This window comes from Roseobacter weihaiensis (genome assembly GCF_020622345.1).
Lineage (GTDB): Bacteria > Pseudomonadota > Alphaproteobacteria > Rhodobacterales > Rhodobacteraceae > Roseobacter > Roseobacter weihaiensis.
The window spans coordinates 16,806-33,199 of record NZ_JACNMO010000030.1 but is presented as its reverse complement, the minus strand read 5'-3'; the positions used below and the strand labels follow the sequence as shown (position 1 = coordinate 33,199).

Genomic DNA, 16,394 nt, shown 5'->3' with positions numbered 1-16,394 from the left:
ATGACCGCTGCCCATATCTATTTTGCCCTCATGATCCTGGCGATGCTGCCTCTGGCCGTGGTGCATATGCTCTGCCGCGAGGTGGTGGCGCGCTATCCGGCGATCATGCCCGATACCAGACAGCGCAACCGCTACCGCTGGGCCGAGCTGGCGATGGGGGTCACCTGCCTGGCGATGCTTTGGTATATGTGGGTCATCCTTGACTATATGGTGACCTTTTGCGCGACCACACCCGTTCTGGGGATGATCGCGCATCTGCCCTGGATCATCGGCAGCTTTGCGGTGCTGGTGGCCAAGACGCGCCACCTGGGGCGGCTGGTGGAGCAGGTCAAGGCGCTTTGAAGCCCAGCCATCATCAGGCCAATTTGGCCTTTTCAGTCTCTGATATCTCTTGCAAGAGCTCGAAATCCCGGCGGTAAAACGCCCGGATGCGGCGCGCGGTTTCTGCGTCCAGCAGGGGCGCGGACTGGGCCGATTTCGGCCTCTGAAAAACCCCGCTGGCCAGCGCGTTCAGCCGGGTCGCCAGTTTGCGCGGCAGCACCCGGCGGGCCAGCTGATCCAGCCTGCGCAAGATTGGCGCCAGCGCCTTGACGCGAAACTCCTTGCGCACGTTCTGCCGGACCACCTGGGGCGGCGGAATATCAAGCCGGGTGGACAGCTCGGCAAAGGTCGCCTCCATCTGCTGCAGCGGGCGCAGCTCGCGGGCCACGCGCACGCCCTCCAGTTCGATGAAATCGGCCTGCGGGATGAAATGCGTCAACTCAAAGCGGAATGCCCCGTCGAGAGTTTCAAGCTGGTCCAGAATATCGCCGGCCAGGGTGTTGACGTCACCGGGGGACATCAGGGTGATATTGCCCCCGTGCATTTCGTTCACATACTGACCCAAGGCAGAGACAAAACGTTTGAGCGGATCGCGCAGGATCGCAAAGGTGTCACTGGCCCGCAGGGTTTCCAGCACATCCGGATAATGTGCGGCGAGCTGTTGCAGCGTCAGATGTTCGCGGTAGACGGTGCCGATCTGCGGATGCTCGATCTTGCCATAGAATGCGCCATCGCTGGTCAGATGCTGCCGGAGCCATTTCTGGATCGTGCTGCCGCCGCATTTGGGAATGTGCAGGAAAGCGAATTTCTTCTCGGTCAAAATAATCATGATCTCTCGCCTGGTCTTTCAGGGGGCAGGGGGGTGGTTCATTCTGCTTGGTCCGGTCTGCTGCGCGGGTCAACCAGCAGCGCCGTGACCCATCCGGCGACAAATCCGCCCAGATGTGTCTCCCAGGCCAGCAACCCGTCCATCAGCCACCACATCACGAGGTTCAGCACCAGCAGACCGGCCACGGCGCGGACCACGGGCCACAGACCCAAAGAGGCGGAAAAACGGTCAATGTAGCTCCAGGCCAGAATGCCGCCTGCCAGCCCGAAAAGACCGCCCGAGGCCCCCACCATCGGGCGGGTTGTCTCGGCCAGCAGGCCAAAGCCCACCGCCCCGCCCAGCACCGCCCCGGTATAGAGCAGGCAGAACCCCGAGGAGCCGACCCGCTGGATCACTGCCCAGGCCAGGCTCCACAGGGTGACCATGTTAAAGATCAGATGCGTGGGGCCGCTGTGCAGGAAGGCATAGGTCAGAAACATCGCATAGGGCTGCACTGCGTAGTTGGGCCGCCATTCGTCCAGCAGCCCGGGCCAGAAGCCTCCGTATTCATAGGCCGTCTGCCGCGCGCGGGGCGTGGCCAGAATACCCAGATCGCCCAGGACCAGGATGCCCTCCAGCACCGTGCAGACCGCAATCAGGCCAAGCGGCATCCAGTACCGCCTCAGAATCGGGGCGAGGGCCGGCAGAGAAAAGCTCATGGTGTCATGTCAGGATCACGCGGCCCGCGGCGGAGGCAGGCCGGCTCAGCGCCTGAAATCAAAGGTTCTCTCGACGCCCAGGAAAACGGTGCTGGTATTGGTGTCTGCGCGGTTTTCATTCTGATCTGATTCATAACTGATCCCACCTACCAGATCCCAGTCGCGCGTAATGGCCCGGTTATAAGACAGGCTGGCCAGAAGCGACCTGCTGTCGCCCGCATTGGTGCCAAAACGGTCGTCTTCGGCAACCTGAAAATCTGCGGACAGCGAAGAGACCGCGTTGATATCCAGATCATAGCCCACATTCAGCCGGGTGCGTATGACGCTGTCGTCATTGTCGTCAAAATCAGGCGACTGGCTGAGGCCCAGATTGAAACGGCTGATCTCGGTCAGCTCAAGCGCAAGCTGGAGATTGGCCAGCGGTTCAACCGATGTGCCCTCATCCTTGACGGCCCCCAGCGAAAAGGAAAAAGACCCGCGCGCAAGATTGTAGCTGCGCCCGCCCGATACCTGCTGGCGAAAGCCGTCAATCGTCTCTGTACCGGACAAATCGACACTATAAGTCCCGTTCGACACAGCTCTGGTTGCGCCGAACTGAAAACCCAGCCCTTCGTTGCTGTCGGTATCATCCTCATCGCGGTCATAGGACAGCTGCGCCGTCACACGGCTCAGCGCGGAGAGGTCATAGGTCGTGCCGATCCCGATGGCGCTCGTGGTGCGGTCCGACTGGCTGGCCAGATCCCGGTCTTCCTCGCGCCAGTCCGCAAAGACGAAAGCGGAGGCCACGGGGTTCAGGCGGAAGGTGACGCGGGCGGCAACCGTATTGGTCGTGCTGTCAGACAGGTCCGGATCGGCATCATCATAGGTGCTTCTGAGATAGGAATACGACAGATCGGTCTGCACCGGGCTCTCGCGGCCCAATGTCAGCGCCACGCGGCCCGAGAGAAGTTCGCGGGTGCCCCCGCCCGTGACCACGTCGTCATCGATCGTCTCGTCAAGAAAGTTGGATTCGCCCACATCCGACTCGCGGTAAGAGGTCGAGAAAGACAGCAGCGTGCTGCGGTTTTCGCGCGCGTAATCGAGGCGCGCAAAGGGGTCTTCCAGGGTGCTGGACGAAGTGTCGTTATCATCGAGAAACAGCGGGATATCGGCGCCAAGATCGAGCGAGAAGGTTTCACCGGCGGTTTCGGAGTCCAGGCTGAAGTCAAACGTCGTCACAGCGCTTGTGCCTTCGTCCTGAGGTCTGGAAAACCCGTCTTTTTCCACATGACGCAGCCGTTCGCCCACGGTCAGGCTGGCACTGAGACCGGGATCGGCCCGGGTGCTGTCGATCAGAATCAATAAAGGAGCGGCGCTTGCGAGGCCGCTCAGGATTATTCTTTTTGCCCGCATCGATTTTGCCTCATCGATTTCGTTTTATTGTTATTCGAAGAGCCTGCGTTCCGGTACAAGGATCACATCGCCCTCCATCAGGGTGATGTCATTGCTCAAAGCCTCTCCGTCCCCAAGTGCCTTGAAATTCATTGTAAAGATGCTCTGCTGGCCGGTCGTGCGATCAAGACGCCTGAGCTGCACGCGTTTGGTCGCGGCAAAGCGCGTAAAGCCGCCACTTTGCGCGACGGCCTGCAAAAAGGTTGTCCCGCGGGTCAGCGGGCGCAGGCCCGGATCATTCACCTCGCCCACGAAATAGACCGAAATGCTCGCTGTCGAAGAGCTGCTCGGGGCAGCCGGGCGCACGGCGCTGACGCTGACAAAAACCGTGGGGGCGGCGGCAAAATTGCCCGCAATGCCAGAGGTGATCGCCTGCTGAACCTCGGGCACTGTGCGGCCACTGACCGGGACACTGCCGGCAAAGGGAAAGCTGATCGAGCCGTCTGGCAGAACAAGGATGGAGCGGTTGAGAGAGGCATCTTCAAGCACTTCGACAGTGATCGTGTCACCGGGCTTGATGCGGTAATTGCTTTGTGCCGTAACCGATGTGGCGGTGAGCAGAAGGCTCCAGAGAACGAGTAAAATATATTTCATAATAGGCCTCAGAAGATTGAAGTGAGGTGCCCAAACAGAAGGCTTGTTTGGGGATACTATAAGGGCAATCGGCCTGATCCGGAAAGGGAATAACCAGCTTTTGGCCCCCGGGCAGGGCCAGATCGACCCGCGATTGTTGTGGGTTTGTCACGCTCCTGGCCTGCCTCCGGGGAGGGATTGGCCGCAAAAACCAATGCATCAGGGCTTCTTTTGACCCCGTCCGGGGGGTTTTTCGGGCACGCCTGCGGTGGGGGGTATTTTTATTGGCCTTTGGGGAAAGGCACGCGATGATCTTCCCTATTCTTGCCACGTTCCCTATATAAAACGCAGTGGCTGTGATTTTTTGTTTTTTGAGTAAAATGCGACAAGACAGAGAATGAATCCCGGCGACGCAAAGGTAGGGATAATCCGGTCACGCAGGTTGGACACCTACAAATTTATTTGAGCAAAGACCTAAATGGCGGCTGAACTTTATACATCCTTTTTCGGATTTACCGAAAGACCGTTTACGCTGCTGCCGGATCCGGATTTTCTGTTCTGGTCCAGCAACCATCAGCGGGCCTATTCGGTCTTGGAATACGGGATCGCCACCCGGTCTCCGCTGACGGTCGTGACCGGCGAGATCGGCGCGGGCAAGACCACCCTGATCCAGCAGCTTCTGGCCTCTCTGGAAGAGGATATCTCGGTGGGTCTGATCTCGAACGCGCAGGGCGGGCGCGGGGATCTCTTGCGCTGGGTGCTTTACGCCCTGGGCGTGGAGGCGGCGAACGAAGACGACTACATCACCATGTTCAAGCGGTTTCAGGACTTTGTCATCGGCGAATACGCAAAGGGCCGCCATGTGGTGCTGGTCATCGACGAGGCGCAGAACCTCAGCGTCGAGGCGCTCGAAGAGCTGCGCATGTTCACCAATATCAATTCCAACAAGGATGAACTTCTGCAGCTCATCCTGGTGGGTCAGCCAGAGCTGCGCGACATCATTGCCAGCCCCTCGCTGGTGCAGTTTGCCCAGCGGGTCACGGCCACCTACCATCTCAAGGCGCTGGATATGAAGGCGACCAAAGCCTATATCCAGCACCGGCTGCTGCATGTCGGCGGGACGGGCGATGAATTCTCTGCCTTTGCCGTCAGGCGGATTTACGAAGAAACCAACGGCGTGCCCCGGCTCATCAACAAGCTGTGCGATCTGGCGCTGGTCTATGCGGCTGTCGGGTCGCGGAAGGTTGTCGGCATCGACCTGATCCGGGAGCTTGTGGCGGACGGATTGTTTATCAAACCACGGACCCGGGATGTTTTCCTTTTGCAAAACCCGCTGAACGTCCCTCAGAGTAAGGCTGCGGAATGACCACGGATATCTGGTTTTATCTCAAGCTCCTGTCGCGCCGTTTTCCGGCGATGGCGGCGTTGTTCATTCTGGCCAGCAGCATCGGGCTGGTCATGTCCCTGCGCCTGCCCACGACCTATTCCACAACCGCGACCTTGCTGGTGGAAGGGTCGCAGATTCCCGATGCGCTGGTGCAGGCCACGATTGACATCGATCCGACAGAGCAGCTGGATGTGATCCAGCAGCGGCTGCTGACACGTGCCAATCTGCTGAATGTCGCGCGTGAGAACGGGATTTTCAGAGACCGCCCGCGCGCGGACCCCGATACCATCGTCGAGCAGATGCGCCGCAATACGCGGGTCCGCAACACCTCGGGACGCAACCGGGCCACGGTGATGCGGATCTCCTTCACCGGCACAGACCCCAAGCAGGTCGCAGCCGTGGTCAATCAATATGTCACGATCGTTCTGGCAACGAATGCCCAGATTCGCGAAGGCCGTGCCGGCGGAACTCTGGATTTCTTTCGCGAAGAGGCTGAGAGACTGTCAGAAGACCTCGATATCCAGGCCCAGAAGATCGTTGCGTTCAAGAATGCCAATGCCAACGCCCTGCCTGAAAACCTGAGCTACCGTCAGGGCCGTCAGAGCCTTTTGCAAGAACGGCTGAGCCGGGCGGAGCGGGATCTGGAAACCTTCCTGTCGCAGCGCGCCAACATAGAGCGGTTCCTGGCCTCGAACGGATCGCTGGGCACGCCGGTCAACATGCCGCAGACCCCTGAACAGGTTCAGCTGCGCACGCTTGAGGGCGAGCTGCGGGTGGCCCTTGGGGTCTATTCCGAAGAAAACCCCCGCGTCAAACTGCTGCGCAACAGGATTGCGGCCCTGACCGAACAGATCGCCGGGGCCCCTTCGGAAGAGGGCAGTGCACCCACCGAGGTGACCGCGCTCGACATCAGCCTGGCCGAGATCAACAGCCAGATCGCGGCCCTGGAACAGGAAATTGCAGATACCAGCACCGAACTGGAAGGGCTGCAGGAGAGCATTGACCGCACGCCGGCCAACCGCATCGCCCTTGAAGCAATGGAGCGCGAGCATGAAAACATCCGCAATCTCTATTCTTCTGCCATCCAGCGGGTGGCGGAAGCCCGTATGGGCGAGCGGATCGAGGTGACCGCCAAGGGAGAGCGGATCACGGTGCTGGAAAGCGCCTCGGTCCCCAGATTTCCATCAGGTCCGAACCGCACGAAAGTCGCCACCATGGGCATCGGAGCCGGCATCGCCCTGGCGGTGGGGCTCTTTGTCCTGCTCGAGGCTCTGAACCAGGCCATCCGGCGCCCCACCGATATCGTCAAGGCGCTGGAGATCACACCGCTGGCCACCATTCCGAGGTTTGAAACAGACAGCGACCGCCGCAGTCGCCGCACGATGCAGATTGCCGTCCTGGTGATCGTCATCGTGGCGGTCCCCAGCATGATGTGGGGGATCGACCGTTTCTACATGCCGTTGGATGAGCTTTTTCAGAAAATCCTCGAGCGTCTGACCTGATGTATTCTTCCCCTTCCGGTTTCGTTGAAAGAAGTCTCTGACCCAATGGAAAAACTTCAAAAAGCCCTGAATAAGGCCCGACAGGAGCGCGGCAAAACCGCTTCTGGCAAAAACCGCGCCGGGCCCGTGCCGCGCGCCGAGGTGGCGGAGGCCGACCCGGGCCTGCCGCTGCCCGAGATCTGGAACAGGCTGCCGCTTTTTGATCCGGATCCCGCGACCCTGCTGTCGAACCGGGTCATCACGCTCAATGCGCAGTCAGAAGCCAACCCGTTTGACGTGCTGCGCACCAAGATCTTCTTGCTGATGCAACAGAACGGCTGGTCACGCATGGCGATCACCTCGCCGGACAAGGCCTGTGGCAAAAGCACGACCGCCTGTAACCTGGCCTTTGGGTTTTCGCGCCAGCGAGAGGTCAAATCCATCCTGCTGGATCTTGATCTGCGCCGGCCGGGCATCGCGAACATACTGGGGCATAAACCGCAGCATGACATCAAGGACCTTCTGCTGGGCGAGGTGTCGGCCCAAGAGCAGATGGTGCGGCTGCGTTCCAATGTGGCAATCTCCATGGCGGAGCGCCCGGTCAGCGACCCGATACAGGTTTTGATGTCGCAACAGACCGCGACGACCATCGATACGCTGCAGAAAGACTTTGAGCCCGATGTCATGATGTTCGATCTGCCGCCGATGCTGGTGACCGATGACGCCCGCGCGATGCTGTCGCATGTGGATTGTGCCCTGATTGTCGCGCGCGCGGAGCAGACCAAGATCAGCCAGCTCGACATCTGCGAACGCGAGGTGGCCGAGCAGACCAATGTTCTGGGCGTGGTGCTGAACAACTGCCGCCTGCTCAACCCTGCAGACGCGGATGCAGGGTATTACTGACCCCCGGGGTCCCCGGCAACACCAACAGAAAGATCGGCACGCCATGAAACGTGTTCTTGTGACAGGGTCCGCTGGGTTTATCGGCTTTCACCTCGCCGCGCGGCTGCTGGCCGATGGCTTTGTGGTGCAGGGTCTGGACGGGATGACCGATTACTATGATGTCGCCCTCAAGCAGCGGCGGCACCAGATGCTGCTGCAAAACCCAAGCTTCGCGGCCACCGAGGCGATGCTGGAAGACGCCGGGGCGGTCAGAACGCTGGTCGAAAGCTTTGCGCCGGATGTGATCGTGCATCTCGCAGCCCAGGCCGGGGTGCGCTATTCGCTTGAGAACCCGCGGGCCTATATCGACAGCAATGTCACGGGCACCTTCAACGTGATGGAGGCTGCGCGCGCCCAGAAGGTCCAGCACCTGCTGATGGCTTCCACCTCATCGGTCTACGGCGCCAATGAGGACATGCCCTTTTGCGAGACCGATAAGGCCGACACCCCGCTGACGATCTATGCGGCCACCAAAAAGGCCAATGAGGCGATGGCCCATTCCTACGCGCATATCTACGATCTGCCGACGACGATGTTTCGGTTTTTCACCGTTTATGGCCCCTGGGGGCGCCCGGATATGGCGCTTTTCAAGTTCACCGATGCGATCCTCAACGGGCGGCCCATCGATGTCTACAATCACGGTGAAATGTACCGCGATTTCACCTATGTCACGGATCTGGTACACGGCATCCGGCTGCTGATCGATGCGGTGCCCGAGCGCCCTGCAGACCCTGCCGGGATCGCCCCCGGTGACAGCCTGAGCCCGGTGGCCCCCTACCGCGTGGTCAATATCGGCAACTCCGAAAAGATCCGCCTGCTGGATTTCATCGACGCCATTGAAGACTGTCTGGGCCGCAAGGCCACGCGCAACATGATGCCGATGCAGACCGGCGATGTCCCGGCCACCTGGGCCAATGCGGATCTGCTCAAGACCCTCACAGGCTACCGGCCCGAAACCCCGTTTCAGGACGGTGTGGCGCAGTTCGTCACCTGGTTCAGAGACTATTATCAAAAGTAAGGACAGCCAATGCCGCCGCTCAGCGAGGTGAAAATTGCCGTCATCGGGCTGGGTTATGTCGGCCTGCCTCTGGCGGTGGCCTTCGGGCGGGCATATCCCGTGATCGGCTTTGATATCGATACCGCCCGGATCGACGCCTTGCGGGCGGGCAAGGACAGCACGCAGGAAACCGACAGCGCCGAGCGCGCGGCGGCCACCCGGCTGACCTACAGCACGCAGATCGCTGATCTGGCGGTCTGCAACGTCTATATCGTGACCGTGCCCACCCCGATCGACATCATGAAGCGCCCGGATCTGGGGCCGCTGCTGCGCGCCTCCGAGACGGTGGGGCAGGTCATCTCTCCGGGCGATACAGTGATTTTCGAAAGCACCGTCTATCCCGGCGCCACCGAAGAAGACTGCGTGCCGGTGATCGAGGCGGCCTCGGGGCTGCGGCTTAACCGGGATTTCTTTGCCGGTTACAGCCCCGAGCGGATCAATCCCGGTGACCGCACCCACCGGCTTGCGGATATTCTGAAAGTGGTCTCCGGCTCGACCCCGGCGGTGGCAGCCTTTGTCGAGCAGCTTTATGCCTCGATCATCACGGCCGGCACCTATCTGGCCCCCTCCATCAGGGTGGCCGAGGCCGCCAAGGTTATCGAGAACACCCAGCGGGACGTCAACATCGCCCTCATCAACGAGCTGGCCCTGATTTTCGACCGGATGGGGCTTGATACCACGGATGTGCTGGAGGCGGCGGGCACCAAGTGGAACTTCCAGCCCTATCGCCCCGGTCTGGTGGGCGGGCACTGCATCGGTGTTGACCCCTATTACCTGACCTACAAGGCGCAGAGCCTCGGCTATCATCCCGAGATGGTGCTCGCCGGGCGCCGGATCAACGACGGCATGGGCCGCGAGATTGCGGGGCGGCTGGTGCGCCGGATGATTTGCGATGACCTCCGCGTGAAAGGCGCGCGGGTCCTTGTGATGGGGCTGACCTTCAAGGAAAACGTCCCCGACCTGCGCAACACGCGCGTTCTGGACGTGGTCACCGAGTTGGAAAGCTATGACATCACCGTGGATGTGCATGATCCGGTGGCCGAGGCCGAAGAGGTGACAACGCAATTGGGTCTAACGCCTATATCAGAGCCTGTTAAGGGCCGTTATGACGCCATCGTGCTTGCGGTGGCGCATGACGCGTTCCGCGCCGGCGGGCTTGCAGCGCTCTTGCCGCTTTTCTCCGGCGCGCCGGTGATTTTCGATGTCAAAGCGGTCCTGCCACGCGATCCACGGGTGTTGAGGCTTTAGATTACCCTGCTCCCCGCCAGAACCCGGCGGGCAGAAGAGCTGTCCTGGGTTTTGGGGAGCGCCGCGCCCGAAAACACCAAAAAAAGGCGCATTTTCGTGATAACATCTTCGCCAACGCGCCGTTACCCGCTATGAGCAGGCGGGGCGAAATGATATGTTCCGCGGCAATTGGAATCAAATTTTTAGTTTAGGTGGTAGTTGATGTCGGTTTTGAACAACACTTTAAAACCTGTCAGGTTTCTCGAAAATTTCATGTCCTGGGGCATGTTCTGGCTTGTTGCGGCCATTATTGGCGCGCTGATCTTCTTTTCCGACGGCCTCAATGCGCTGCTGGTGGCCTGGCAATTGCCCGAGTACAGCCACGGGCCGCTGATCCCGGTTCTGTCGGCGCTGCTGTTCCTGCGTCAACTCAAAGAGTTTCCCGAAAACCACGGATCAGTGAGCGACCGCCTGCCCGGTGTGTTTGTTGTCCTGCTGGCGATGACCATGGGCACCCTGGGTATTCTGTCCAACATCGACGATATCGTGGCCTATGCGCTGATCCTCTGGGTCGGGGGGCTGCTGCTCATCAGCTTTGGCTGGCGCACGGGCAAGTATTTCTGGCCCCCTGTGTTGCACCTTGTCTACATGCTGCCGCTGCCGGGCGTGCTCTATTACAAGATGTCGGCCTGGCTGCAGTTCATCTCCTCGGAGCTGGGCGTCTGGTTCCTGCAACTGATGAGCGTGCCGGTCTTTCTGGATGGCAACATCATCGATCTGGGCGTGCTGAAACTGCATGTGGCCGAGGCCTGCTCGGGGCTGCGCTATCTCTTCCCGATCCTCAGCTTTTCCTACATCTTTGCGGTACTCTACAAAGGGCCGATGTGGCACAAGGCGGTGCTGCTGATCTCGGCGGCGCCCATCACCGTGCTGATGAACTCCGTCCGGATTGCCGTCGCAGGCGTGATCGCCCAGCGTTACGGGGTCGAATGGCTCGACGGCTTTACGCATTTCTTCGAAGGCTGGGTGATCTTTATCTCCTGTATTCTCATCCTGTTCCTGCTGGCCTGGATCATGCTGAAACTGCAGCGCGAAAAGATGTCCCTGACAGAGGCGCTGGATCTGGAAACCGACGGGCTGGGCACGCAGGCCATGCGGCTGCGGCTGGTGCAACCCTCGCGCGCGCTGGTGTTCTCGGGTGTCTTCATGATCGCCGCGGCCCTGTCCCTGCAGGCCATGCCGGAGCGCGGCATGACCAAGATCGAACGCGACAGCTTTGTGCTCTTCCCGCGCCAGCTGGAGGACTGGTCCCAGGTCGGGCGCGCCACCAAGCTCAGCCCCGGCATCGAAAACGTTCTGGGCGCGGATGACTATCACCAGGTGAACTTTGCCGTATCCGAGGGGACGCCGCTGGTGGGTCTCTTCATGGCCTGGTATGACGACCAGAGCCAGGGCGGCGTGCACAGCCCCGAGATCTGTCTGCCGGGTGCGGGCTGGGAGATCGCCTGGCTGGAACGGACCGATATCTCGCAGACGATGGGAACCGATACACCCTTCGAGATCAACCGCGCGATCATCCAGAAGGGTGAGGCCCGCATGATGGTCTATTACTGGTTCCAGCAGAAAAGCCGCAAGATCGCCTGGGATTTCGAGGCGAAGTGGTGGCTCATGGTGGATGGAATCCGCACCGGCCGCACCGATGGGGCCCTGGTCCGGCTGACCACCATCATCGCCCCCGACGAAGAGGAGGCGCAGGCTGAAGCGCGCCTGAAATCCATGCTGGATGCCTTGCAGGAACCGTTGCCGCGGTTCATACCGGAAGGGTAACCCATTCTCGGGACAGGGCAGCTGCGCTTGTATCTGCCCTGACGTCTGCAAACAATCTGTCAGGGCCTCAAATACATGGCTAAATTGCATCCAGTCCTGTTGTGCGGAGGGGCGGGCACCCGCCTGTGGCCCCTGTCGCGCAAATCCTATCCCAAGCAGTTCGCGCCCCTGATCGGGGATCAGAGCCTGTTTCAGGCCTCCGCGCGCCGGTTGTCGGGACCTGAATACGCCGCCCCGCTTGTGGTCACCGGCGATCATTTCCGCTTTATCGTCTCAGAACAGCTGGCCGCGATCGAACAGGCCGCCCAGGCCATCCTGATTGAGCCCGAGGGGCGCAACACCGCCCCTGCGGTGCTGGCCGCAGCCCTGTGGCTGGCCGCGCGCGATCCGCAGGCGCTGATGCTGGTGGCACCGTCCGATCACGTCATCCCCGATGCAGAGGCCTTTCAGGCCGCCGTTGCCGCCGCGCTGCCGCGGGCCGCACAGGGCGATCTGGTCACCTTTGGCATCACGCCGACCCGCCCCGAGACAGGCTACGGCTATCTGGAGCTGGCCGCAGAGGCCGGCTCAGACACCACCCCGCAGCCTCTGGCGCGCTTTGTCGAAAAACCGGGTGAGGCCCAGGCCCGCGAGATGCTGGCGGCGGGGCATTTCCTGTGGAACGCAGGCATCTTCCTGTTCTCCGCCCGCGCGGTGATTGCGGCTTACGAAACCCATGCGCCCGCCTTGTTAGAGACTGTGCGCGCTGCTGTCGAAAGTGCCGAAACCGATCTGAGCTTTACCCGGCTGGCGCCTGAACCCTGGGCGGAGGTGGCGGATATCTCGATCGATTACGCGATCATGGAAAAGGCCGATAATCTTTCGGTGATGCCGTTCAGCGGCGACTGGTCCGATCTGGGCGGCTGGGAGGCGGTCTGGCTGCAGACCGGCCCGGATGCGGCGGGCAACGTCTGTTCTGACAACGCCACGGCCATCGATTGCACCGACACCCTGCTGCGCAGCGAGGCGCAAAACCTCGAAGTTGTCGGCATCGGGCTGGAGGATATCGTGGCCATCGCCATGCCGGACGCGGTGCTGGTGGCGCGCAAATCCGAAGGCCAGCGGGTCAAGGAAGCCGTCGCCGCTCTCAAGGCGAAAAATGCCAAACAGGCCACGGAGTTTCCCATCGATCATCGCCCCTGGGGCTGGTTCGAGAGCCTTGTGACCGGCAGCCGCTTTCAGGTGAAACGGATCGTGGTGCACCCTGGGGCCGCGCTCAGCCTGCAAAGCCACCACCACCGCTCGGAGCATTGGATCGTGGTGCAGGGCACGGCAAAGGTCACGGTCAACGATGCGGTCAAGCTCGTGGGCGAGAACGAAAGCGTCTATATCCCGCTGGGGGCCGTGCACCGCATGGAAAACCCCGGCAAGCTCGACATGGTGCTGATCGAAGTGCAGACCGGCCCCTACCTGGGCGAAGACGATATCGTCCGCTACGAGGACATCTACGCCCGCGACTGACGGGAAAACCGGGTGTCAATGCGATTGGCGATGTCTGCTTTGCGGGAAAACCCGACCTTCGGCTCAGTCGGAAAGTTTGCGCCTCAATTGGTTTAACATGTTTCTTACAATTGACTTATGAGCAATCCCAACAGGGATCATATACGCCTGTCCAAACCGGTTATGCACCCGCACTGAAGATGTAATGGAAATAGACGGCCCGTCAGTTGAGATACATGTCATCACATCAAGATGGCGGTCTCTTTCTGTAAGAACGAGGGTATCGCTATCAACGTATTCCACAAGGAAAAAATCAAGGTGGTCTCCGACAGTTACAGCTTTGGCAGGGTTCCCGCTGAAGCCACCGATCGACTTCACGCCGAACAAGCTTGACACCATGTCACGTACTCTGAACGCGAGTCTCAACATCGATTGCGGGTCTTCCATGATCAAGTTCCAAGCATCCAAAGGCGCTATATGTCTGGCCAATTGAACAGTTTGGCTATCGAAATAGTCAAGTGTTTCGACAGCTTCGAGAACGCGCACATTGCTATCGGCAAGGCAAATCATGACAACATTGTAGTGTGGCGGCGCAGCATAAGACAAGAAGGGCTCAAACCGGCGATCTGAGCGCGGGCCGCTCAGAAATGGCGTTTGTCGGCCAGAAACGCGGAAGCACTGGGCACAAACAGGATGTCGACCTGGTTGGTGGCCTTGTCGAGCGGGCGGCGGTGCAGCTCAAGGATATCGCAGACCTCAAAGCCGCGGGCATGCATGAAGCCCACAACTTCGGCAAAGAGCGGCGCGCCCTTGTTGATCTCCAGCAGTGATACTTCGAGAATGAGCGCCTGGCTCTGTTTCAGGGTCCCGGCACCGCCTTTCAGCACCTCCAGCTCGAACCCCTGCACGTCCAGTTTCAGCAGATCGACCTGCCGCCCGGCCAGAACCGTGTCGAGCGTCCGGGTCGCCCGGGTCTCGGTGCGCCGGTCGAGGGGGCTGTTTTCCTCCAGCACCGAAGAGCCGCTTTCCATGACGTGAAACACCACCTCCTGACCGTCCTGCGGGCCCAGAAGGGCGAAATGCACCTGCGCGCCCAGCTCCTGCGCCACCGGCTCGAGGGTCTCGCGCTTGTCGGTATTGGCCTCGATCATTTCCAGTTCGGCGGCAGGCCAGATGGCCTTGACCATGCGCGACCAGTCGCCGTGAAACGAGCCCACATCCGCGATCCTGCGCGGGGCAAACCCCCGGGCGGCCAGCTTGCGCAGCGCGAGATTCATTTCAGGTGCAAAGGCGGTCTCGAAAGCGACGCGCCGGAATTCCTCGGGGGCCAGTTTAACACCAAGACGAAAGAGACTATCCGCCGAAGACTGCGGCAAAACCGCTTTCAGACCCCTGGTAATGGTCGATTTCATATAAATGGCTCTGTAATGAAGCAAAAAAATATGCTTCTTATTAAACGCCGCCAAAGGGGTTCTTGTACAGGCCCAATTTCTGCTTGAGCACCGCCCAGAGAAACGGCGGCTCGTGGATCACATAGCGATGAAACCGCGCCCGCGGCTCCTTGACGAGCCGGTAGAGCCATTCCAGCCCGCCTTCGGTGATCCAGGTGGGCGGGCGCGCAAAGGTGCCGCTTTCGTAGTCGATCGTCCCGCCCAAAGGCAGCCAGAGCTTTACGCCCGGCATCCGGTCGCGGTATTTCACGATGAATTTTTCCTGTCGCCCGCCGCCCAGACCCACCAGACAGGCGGTGGCCCCGGACGCATTCACCGCTTCGATCATGCGGTCGATCTCGGCCGGGTCATCCTCGAAATTGAACGCCGGCGCGTAGCAGCCAGGGATAAAGGCGCGCCCGACCTTGGCGTTGATGTTCTGTGCCGCCCTCTCCGCGATGCCCGGCTTGCCGCCCAGCAGAAAGACGGTCATGTCGGGGTTGTCCTTGTGGTGCCTGTAGAATTTGGGGAAGTAATCCGACCCCGAGACCCGTTCCTGCACCGGGTGGCCGAGGAACTTGGTGGCGAAATACATGATCTGACTGTCACAGGTGATGATGTCGAAGGCCCCGAGAATGTCGTAGAATTCCTTGTCCTGCTGCAGCTTCATGATCATGTCCACATGCAGCGTCAGCAGGAGACCTTCATCGAAATTCTCGACCAGCTCCTCCATCGAGAGGTCATGCACATAGGCGTTGAGCATCTCGACCCGGGGGTAGTCCTGCGCGGGGGCTGCGGCGTCTGTTGACTGTTGCATCGCTCAGGCCACTCCGGGGGCTGTCACGGGGCCCATATGGGTCTGGACCAGATCGCGGGTGTTGCGGATATTGCCGCCCGAGGAGGCGCCAAAGACGATGGACTGCACGTTGGGCAGATCACCGATCCAGGAGATCGCCTCTTCGGCCGGGATCGCGCCCGAGGCATAGACCGACATGGCGATGGCCTGCAGCTTGCGGGTCCTGAGCACCTCCAGATAGCGCTCCAGACCGCCGGCCATGCGAAAGCCGATCTTGTTGATGTTGGAGCAGATCACCGGGTTCTCGATGCCTTGCTCTTCCAGCACGTCGAGCAGCATCGGCATGTTCATGGTGATGTAGCCGGGCTCGGCCCCGTATTTCTGCCGGACGTGATCGTGAAAGATGCGGAACGCCCGGTTGAACCCCATGCCGAGCAGAAGATCCGTAAAGACGTTCTGCAAGAAGATCACCGGCGTGTCGAGACCGGCAAACATCTTCATCTCCACATCGATGAGGATCTTGACGATGCCTTCGACGTCCTTCGAGGCCAGCGCCTTGCCGCCCGAGAGCATCGTCTTCATCAGCCCGTCATCCGGCATGAAATGGGTCACCGCCCCGACCATGCCGTGATCCGTCACTGCATTGGCGTATTTATGGGCGTAGGGCATGCAGGGGTAAAAGATGAAATCGCGATAGCGCCCGGGATTGGCGCGCACCACATCGCAGATCTGGCTGACCCGGTCATGGGTGGTGCACATGAAGGTGCGAATGCCCTCGTCATAAGCGATATCGAGCACCTCCATGATCGCCTGCGTGTCCTGAAAGCGCATCGACTGGGCGCGGGCTTTTTCCTCGGACATGTGGTTGATGCCGAAAAACTGGTTGTCGCCAAAAAGCAGACGGTCCATGACATGT

At 60.4% G+C, this 16,394-nt stretch carries 16 protein-coding genes; 8 read left to right on the top strand and 8 right to left on the bottom strand.

Annotated elements, in window-relative coordinates; translation table 11 throughout:
* Positions 1-342 carry a hypothetical protein gene (locus H7847_RS22915; RefSeq protein WP_227271818.1) on the top strand — a complete coding sequence of 114 codons (342 nt, stop codon included), beginning with the start codon at positions 1-3 and terminating at the stop codon, positions 340-342.
* 13 nt (positions 343-355) lie between these two features.
* Here H7847_RS22915 and H7847_RS22910 read toward each other — a convergent pair whose 3' ends face one another.
* From H7847_RS22910 to H7847_RS22895, 4 genes are read right to left on the bottom strand one after another with little or no spacing between them, the layout of a single operon-like run.
* The gene (locus H7847_RS22910; protein ID WP_227271817.1) at positions 356-1,150 is read right to left on the bottom strand and encodes a sulfotransferase family 2 domain-containing protein; all 795 of its coding nucleotides are present in this window, start codon (positions 1,148-1,150) and stop codon (positions 356-358) included.
* A 38-nt stretch (positions 1,151-1,188) separates the two neighbouring features.
* On the bottom strand, positions 1,189-1,848 hold the full coding sequence (locus H7847_RS22905) for a rhomboid family intramembrane serine protease (protein ID WP_227271816.1): 660 nt from the start codon (positions 1,846-1,848) through the stop codon (positions 1,189-1,191).
* Between the two features lie 45 nt (positions 1,849-1,893).
* Complete coding sequence (locus tag H7847_RS22900; RefSeq protein WP_227271815.1) at positions 1,894-3,240, bottom strand: hypothetical protein; 1,347 nt, start codon at positions 3,238-3,240, stop codon at positions 1,894-1,896.
* A 30-nt stretch (positions 3,241-3,270) separates the two neighbouring features.
* Positions 3,271-3,873 carry a polysaccharide biosynthesis/export family protein gene (locus tag H7847_RS22895; protein ID WP_227271814.1) on the bottom strand — a complete coding sequence of 201 codons (603 nt, stop codon included), beginning with the start codon at positions 3,871-3,873 and terminating at the stop codon, positions 3,271-3,273.
* 457 nt (positions 3,874-4,330) lie between these two features.
* Here H7847_RS22895 and H7847_RS22890 point away from each other — a divergent pair, with 457 nt between their 5' ends.
* The 7 genes from H7847_RS22890 to H7847_RS22860 all read left to right on the top strand — a co-directional run bounded on the left by H7847_RS22890 (position 4,331) and on the right by H7847_RS22860 (position 13,273).
* On the top strand, positions 4,331-5,218 hold the full coding sequence (locus H7847_RS22890) for an ExeA family protein (RefSeq protein WP_227271813.1): 888 nt from the start codon (positions 4,331-4,333) through the stop codon (positions 5,216-5,218).
* Positions 5,215-6,741, top strand: coding sequence for a GumC family protein (locus H7847_RS22885; RefSeq protein WP_227271812.1), 1,527 nt, complete (start codon positions 5,215-5,217; stop codon positions 6,739-6,741). Before H7847_RS22890 ends, H7847_RS22885 begins: the two co-directional genes overlap by 4 nt.
* Before the next feature lie 45 nt (positions 6,742-6,786).
* The gene (locus H7847_RS22880) at positions 6,787-7,623 is read left to right on the top strand and encodes a tyrosine-protein kinase family protein (RefSeq protein ID WP_227271811.1); all 837 of its coding nucleotides are present in this window, start codon (positions 6,787-6,789) and stop codon (positions 7,621-7,623) included.
* A gap of 43 nt (positions 7,624-7,666) precedes the next feature.
* Positions 7,667-8,680 (top strand): NAD-dependent epimerase/dehydratase family protein, encoded by a 1,014-nt coding sequence (locus H7847_RS22875; protein ID WP_227271810.1) that lies wholly within the window; start codon positions 7,667-7,669, stop codon positions 8,678-8,680.
* A 9-nt stretch (positions 8,681-8,689) separates the two neighbouring features.
* Positions 8,690-9,967, top strand: coding sequence for a nucleotide sugar dehydrogenase (locus tag H7847_RS22870; RefSeq protein WP_227271809.1), 1,278 nt, complete (start codon positions 8,690-8,692; stop codon positions 9,965-9,967).
* Positions 9,968-10,168: 201 nt separating this feature from the next.
* A complete protein-coding gene (gene xrtD / locus H7847_RS22865) occupies positions 10,169-11,773 on the top strand; it encodes a VPLPA-CTERM-specific exosortase XrtD (protein ID WP_227271808.1) in 1,605 nt (534 codons plus the stop codon).
* 75 nt (positions 11,774-11,848) lie between these two features.
* Positions 11,849-13,273: a mannose-1-phosphate guanylyltransferase/mannose-6-phosphate isomerase gene (locus H7847_RS22860; protein WP_227271807.1), complete on the top strand. Its 1,425-nt coding sequence runs from the start codon at positions 11,849-11,851 to the stop codon at positions 13,271-13,273.
* 63 nt (positions 13,274-13,336) lie between these two features.
* On the opposite strand, the gene H7847_RS22855 is transcribed toward H7847_RS22860, so the two are convergent.
* Genes H7847_RS22855 through H7847_RS22840 form a run of 4 tightly spaced genes read right to left on the bottom strand, consistent with a single transcriptional unit; the run spans position 13,337 to position 16,387 of the window.
* The gene (locus H7847_RS22855) at positions 13,337-13,858 is read right to left on the bottom strand and encodes a DUF2867 domain-containing protein (protein WP_227271806.1); all 522 of its coding nucleotides are present in this window, start codon (positions 13,856-13,858) and stop codon (positions 13,337-13,339) included.
* Between the two features lie 35 nt (positions 13,859-13,893).
* A complete protein-coding gene (locus tag H7847_RS22850) occupies positions 13,894-14,664 on the bottom strand; it encodes an FkbM family methyltransferase (protein ID WP_227271805.1) in 771 nt (256 codons plus the stop codon).
* A gap of 40 nt (positions 14,665-14,704) precedes the next feature.
* Positions 14,705-15,499, bottom strand: a complete 795-nt coding sequence (locus tag H7847_RS22845) for a WecB/TagA/CpsF family glycosyltransferase (protein WP_227271804.1) — start codon at positions 15,497-15,499, stop codon at positions 14,705-14,707.
* 3 nt (positions 15,500-15,502) lie between these two features.
* Entirely contained in the window at positions 15,503-16,387 is an 885-nt protein-coding gene (locus H7847_RS22840; protein ID WP_227271803.1) for a hypothetical protein, read from the bottom strand.
* Positions 16,388-16,394 lie beyond the last annotated feature (7 nt).

Excerpts from the sequence above, each read along its gene's own strand:
- H7847_RS22915 (WP_227271818.1), top strand. The coding sequence starts at position 1 with ATGACCGCTGCCCATATCTATTTTGCCCTCATGATCCTGGCGATGCTG.
- H7847_RS22910 (WP_227271817.1), bottom strand. The coding sequence starts at position 1,150 with ATGATTATTTTGACCGAGAAGAAATTCGCTTTCCTGCACATTCCCAAA.
- H7847_RS22905 (WP_227271816.1), bottom strand. The coding sequence starts at position 1,848 with ATGAGCTTTTCTCTGCCGGCCCTCGCCCCGATTCTGAGGCGGTACTGG.
- H7847_RS22900 (WP_227271815.1), bottom strand. The coding sequence starts at position 3,240 with ATGCGGGCAAAAAGAATAATCCTGAGCGGCCTCGCAAGCGCCGCTCCT.
- H7847_RS22895 (WP_227271814.1), bottom strand. The coding sequence starts at position 3,873 with ATGAAATATATTTTACTCGTTCTCTGGAGCCTTCTGCTCACCGCCACA.
- H7847_RS22890 (WP_227271813.1), top strand. The coding sequence starts at position 4,331 with ATGGCGGCTGAACTTTATACATCCTTTTTCGGATTTACCGAAAGACCG.
- H7847_RS22885 (WP_227271812.1), top strand. The coding sequence starts at position 5,215 with ATGACCACGGATATCTGGTTTTATCTCAAGCTCCTGTCGCGCCGTTTT.
- H7847_RS22880 (WP_227271811.1), top strand. The coding sequence starts at position 6,787 with ATGGAAAAACTTCAAAAAGCCCTGAATAAGGCCCGACAGGAGCGCGGC.
- H7847_RS22875 (WP_227271810.1), top strand. The coding sequence starts at position 7,667 with ATGAAACGTGTTCTTGTGACAGGGTCCGCTGGGTTTATCGGCTTTCAC.
- H7847_RS22870 (WP_227271809.1), top strand. The coding sequence starts at position 8,690 with ATGCCGCCGCTCAGCGAGGTGAAAATTGCCGTCATCGGGCTGGGTTAT.
- xrtD (WP_227271808.1), top strand. The coding sequence starts at position 10,169 with ATGTCGGTTTTGAACAACACTTTAAAACCTGTCAGGTTTCTCGAAAAT.
- H7847_RS22860 (WP_227271807.1), top strand. The coding sequence starts at position 11,849 with ATGGCTAAATTGCATCCAGTCCTGTTGTGCGGAGGGGCGGGCACCCGC.
- H7847_RS22850 (WP_227271805.1), bottom strand. The coding sequence starts at position 14,664 with ATGAAATCGACCATTACCAGGGGTCTGAAAGCGGTTTTGCCGCAGTCT.
- H7847_RS22845 (WP_227271804.1), bottom strand. The coding sequence starts at position 15,499 with ATGCAACAGTCAACAGACGCCGCAGCCCCCGCGCAGGACTACCCCCGG.
- H7847_RS22840 (WP_227271803.1), bottom strand. The coding sequence starts at position 16,387 with ATGGACCGTCTGCTTTTTGGCGACAACCAGTTTTTCGGCATCAACCAC.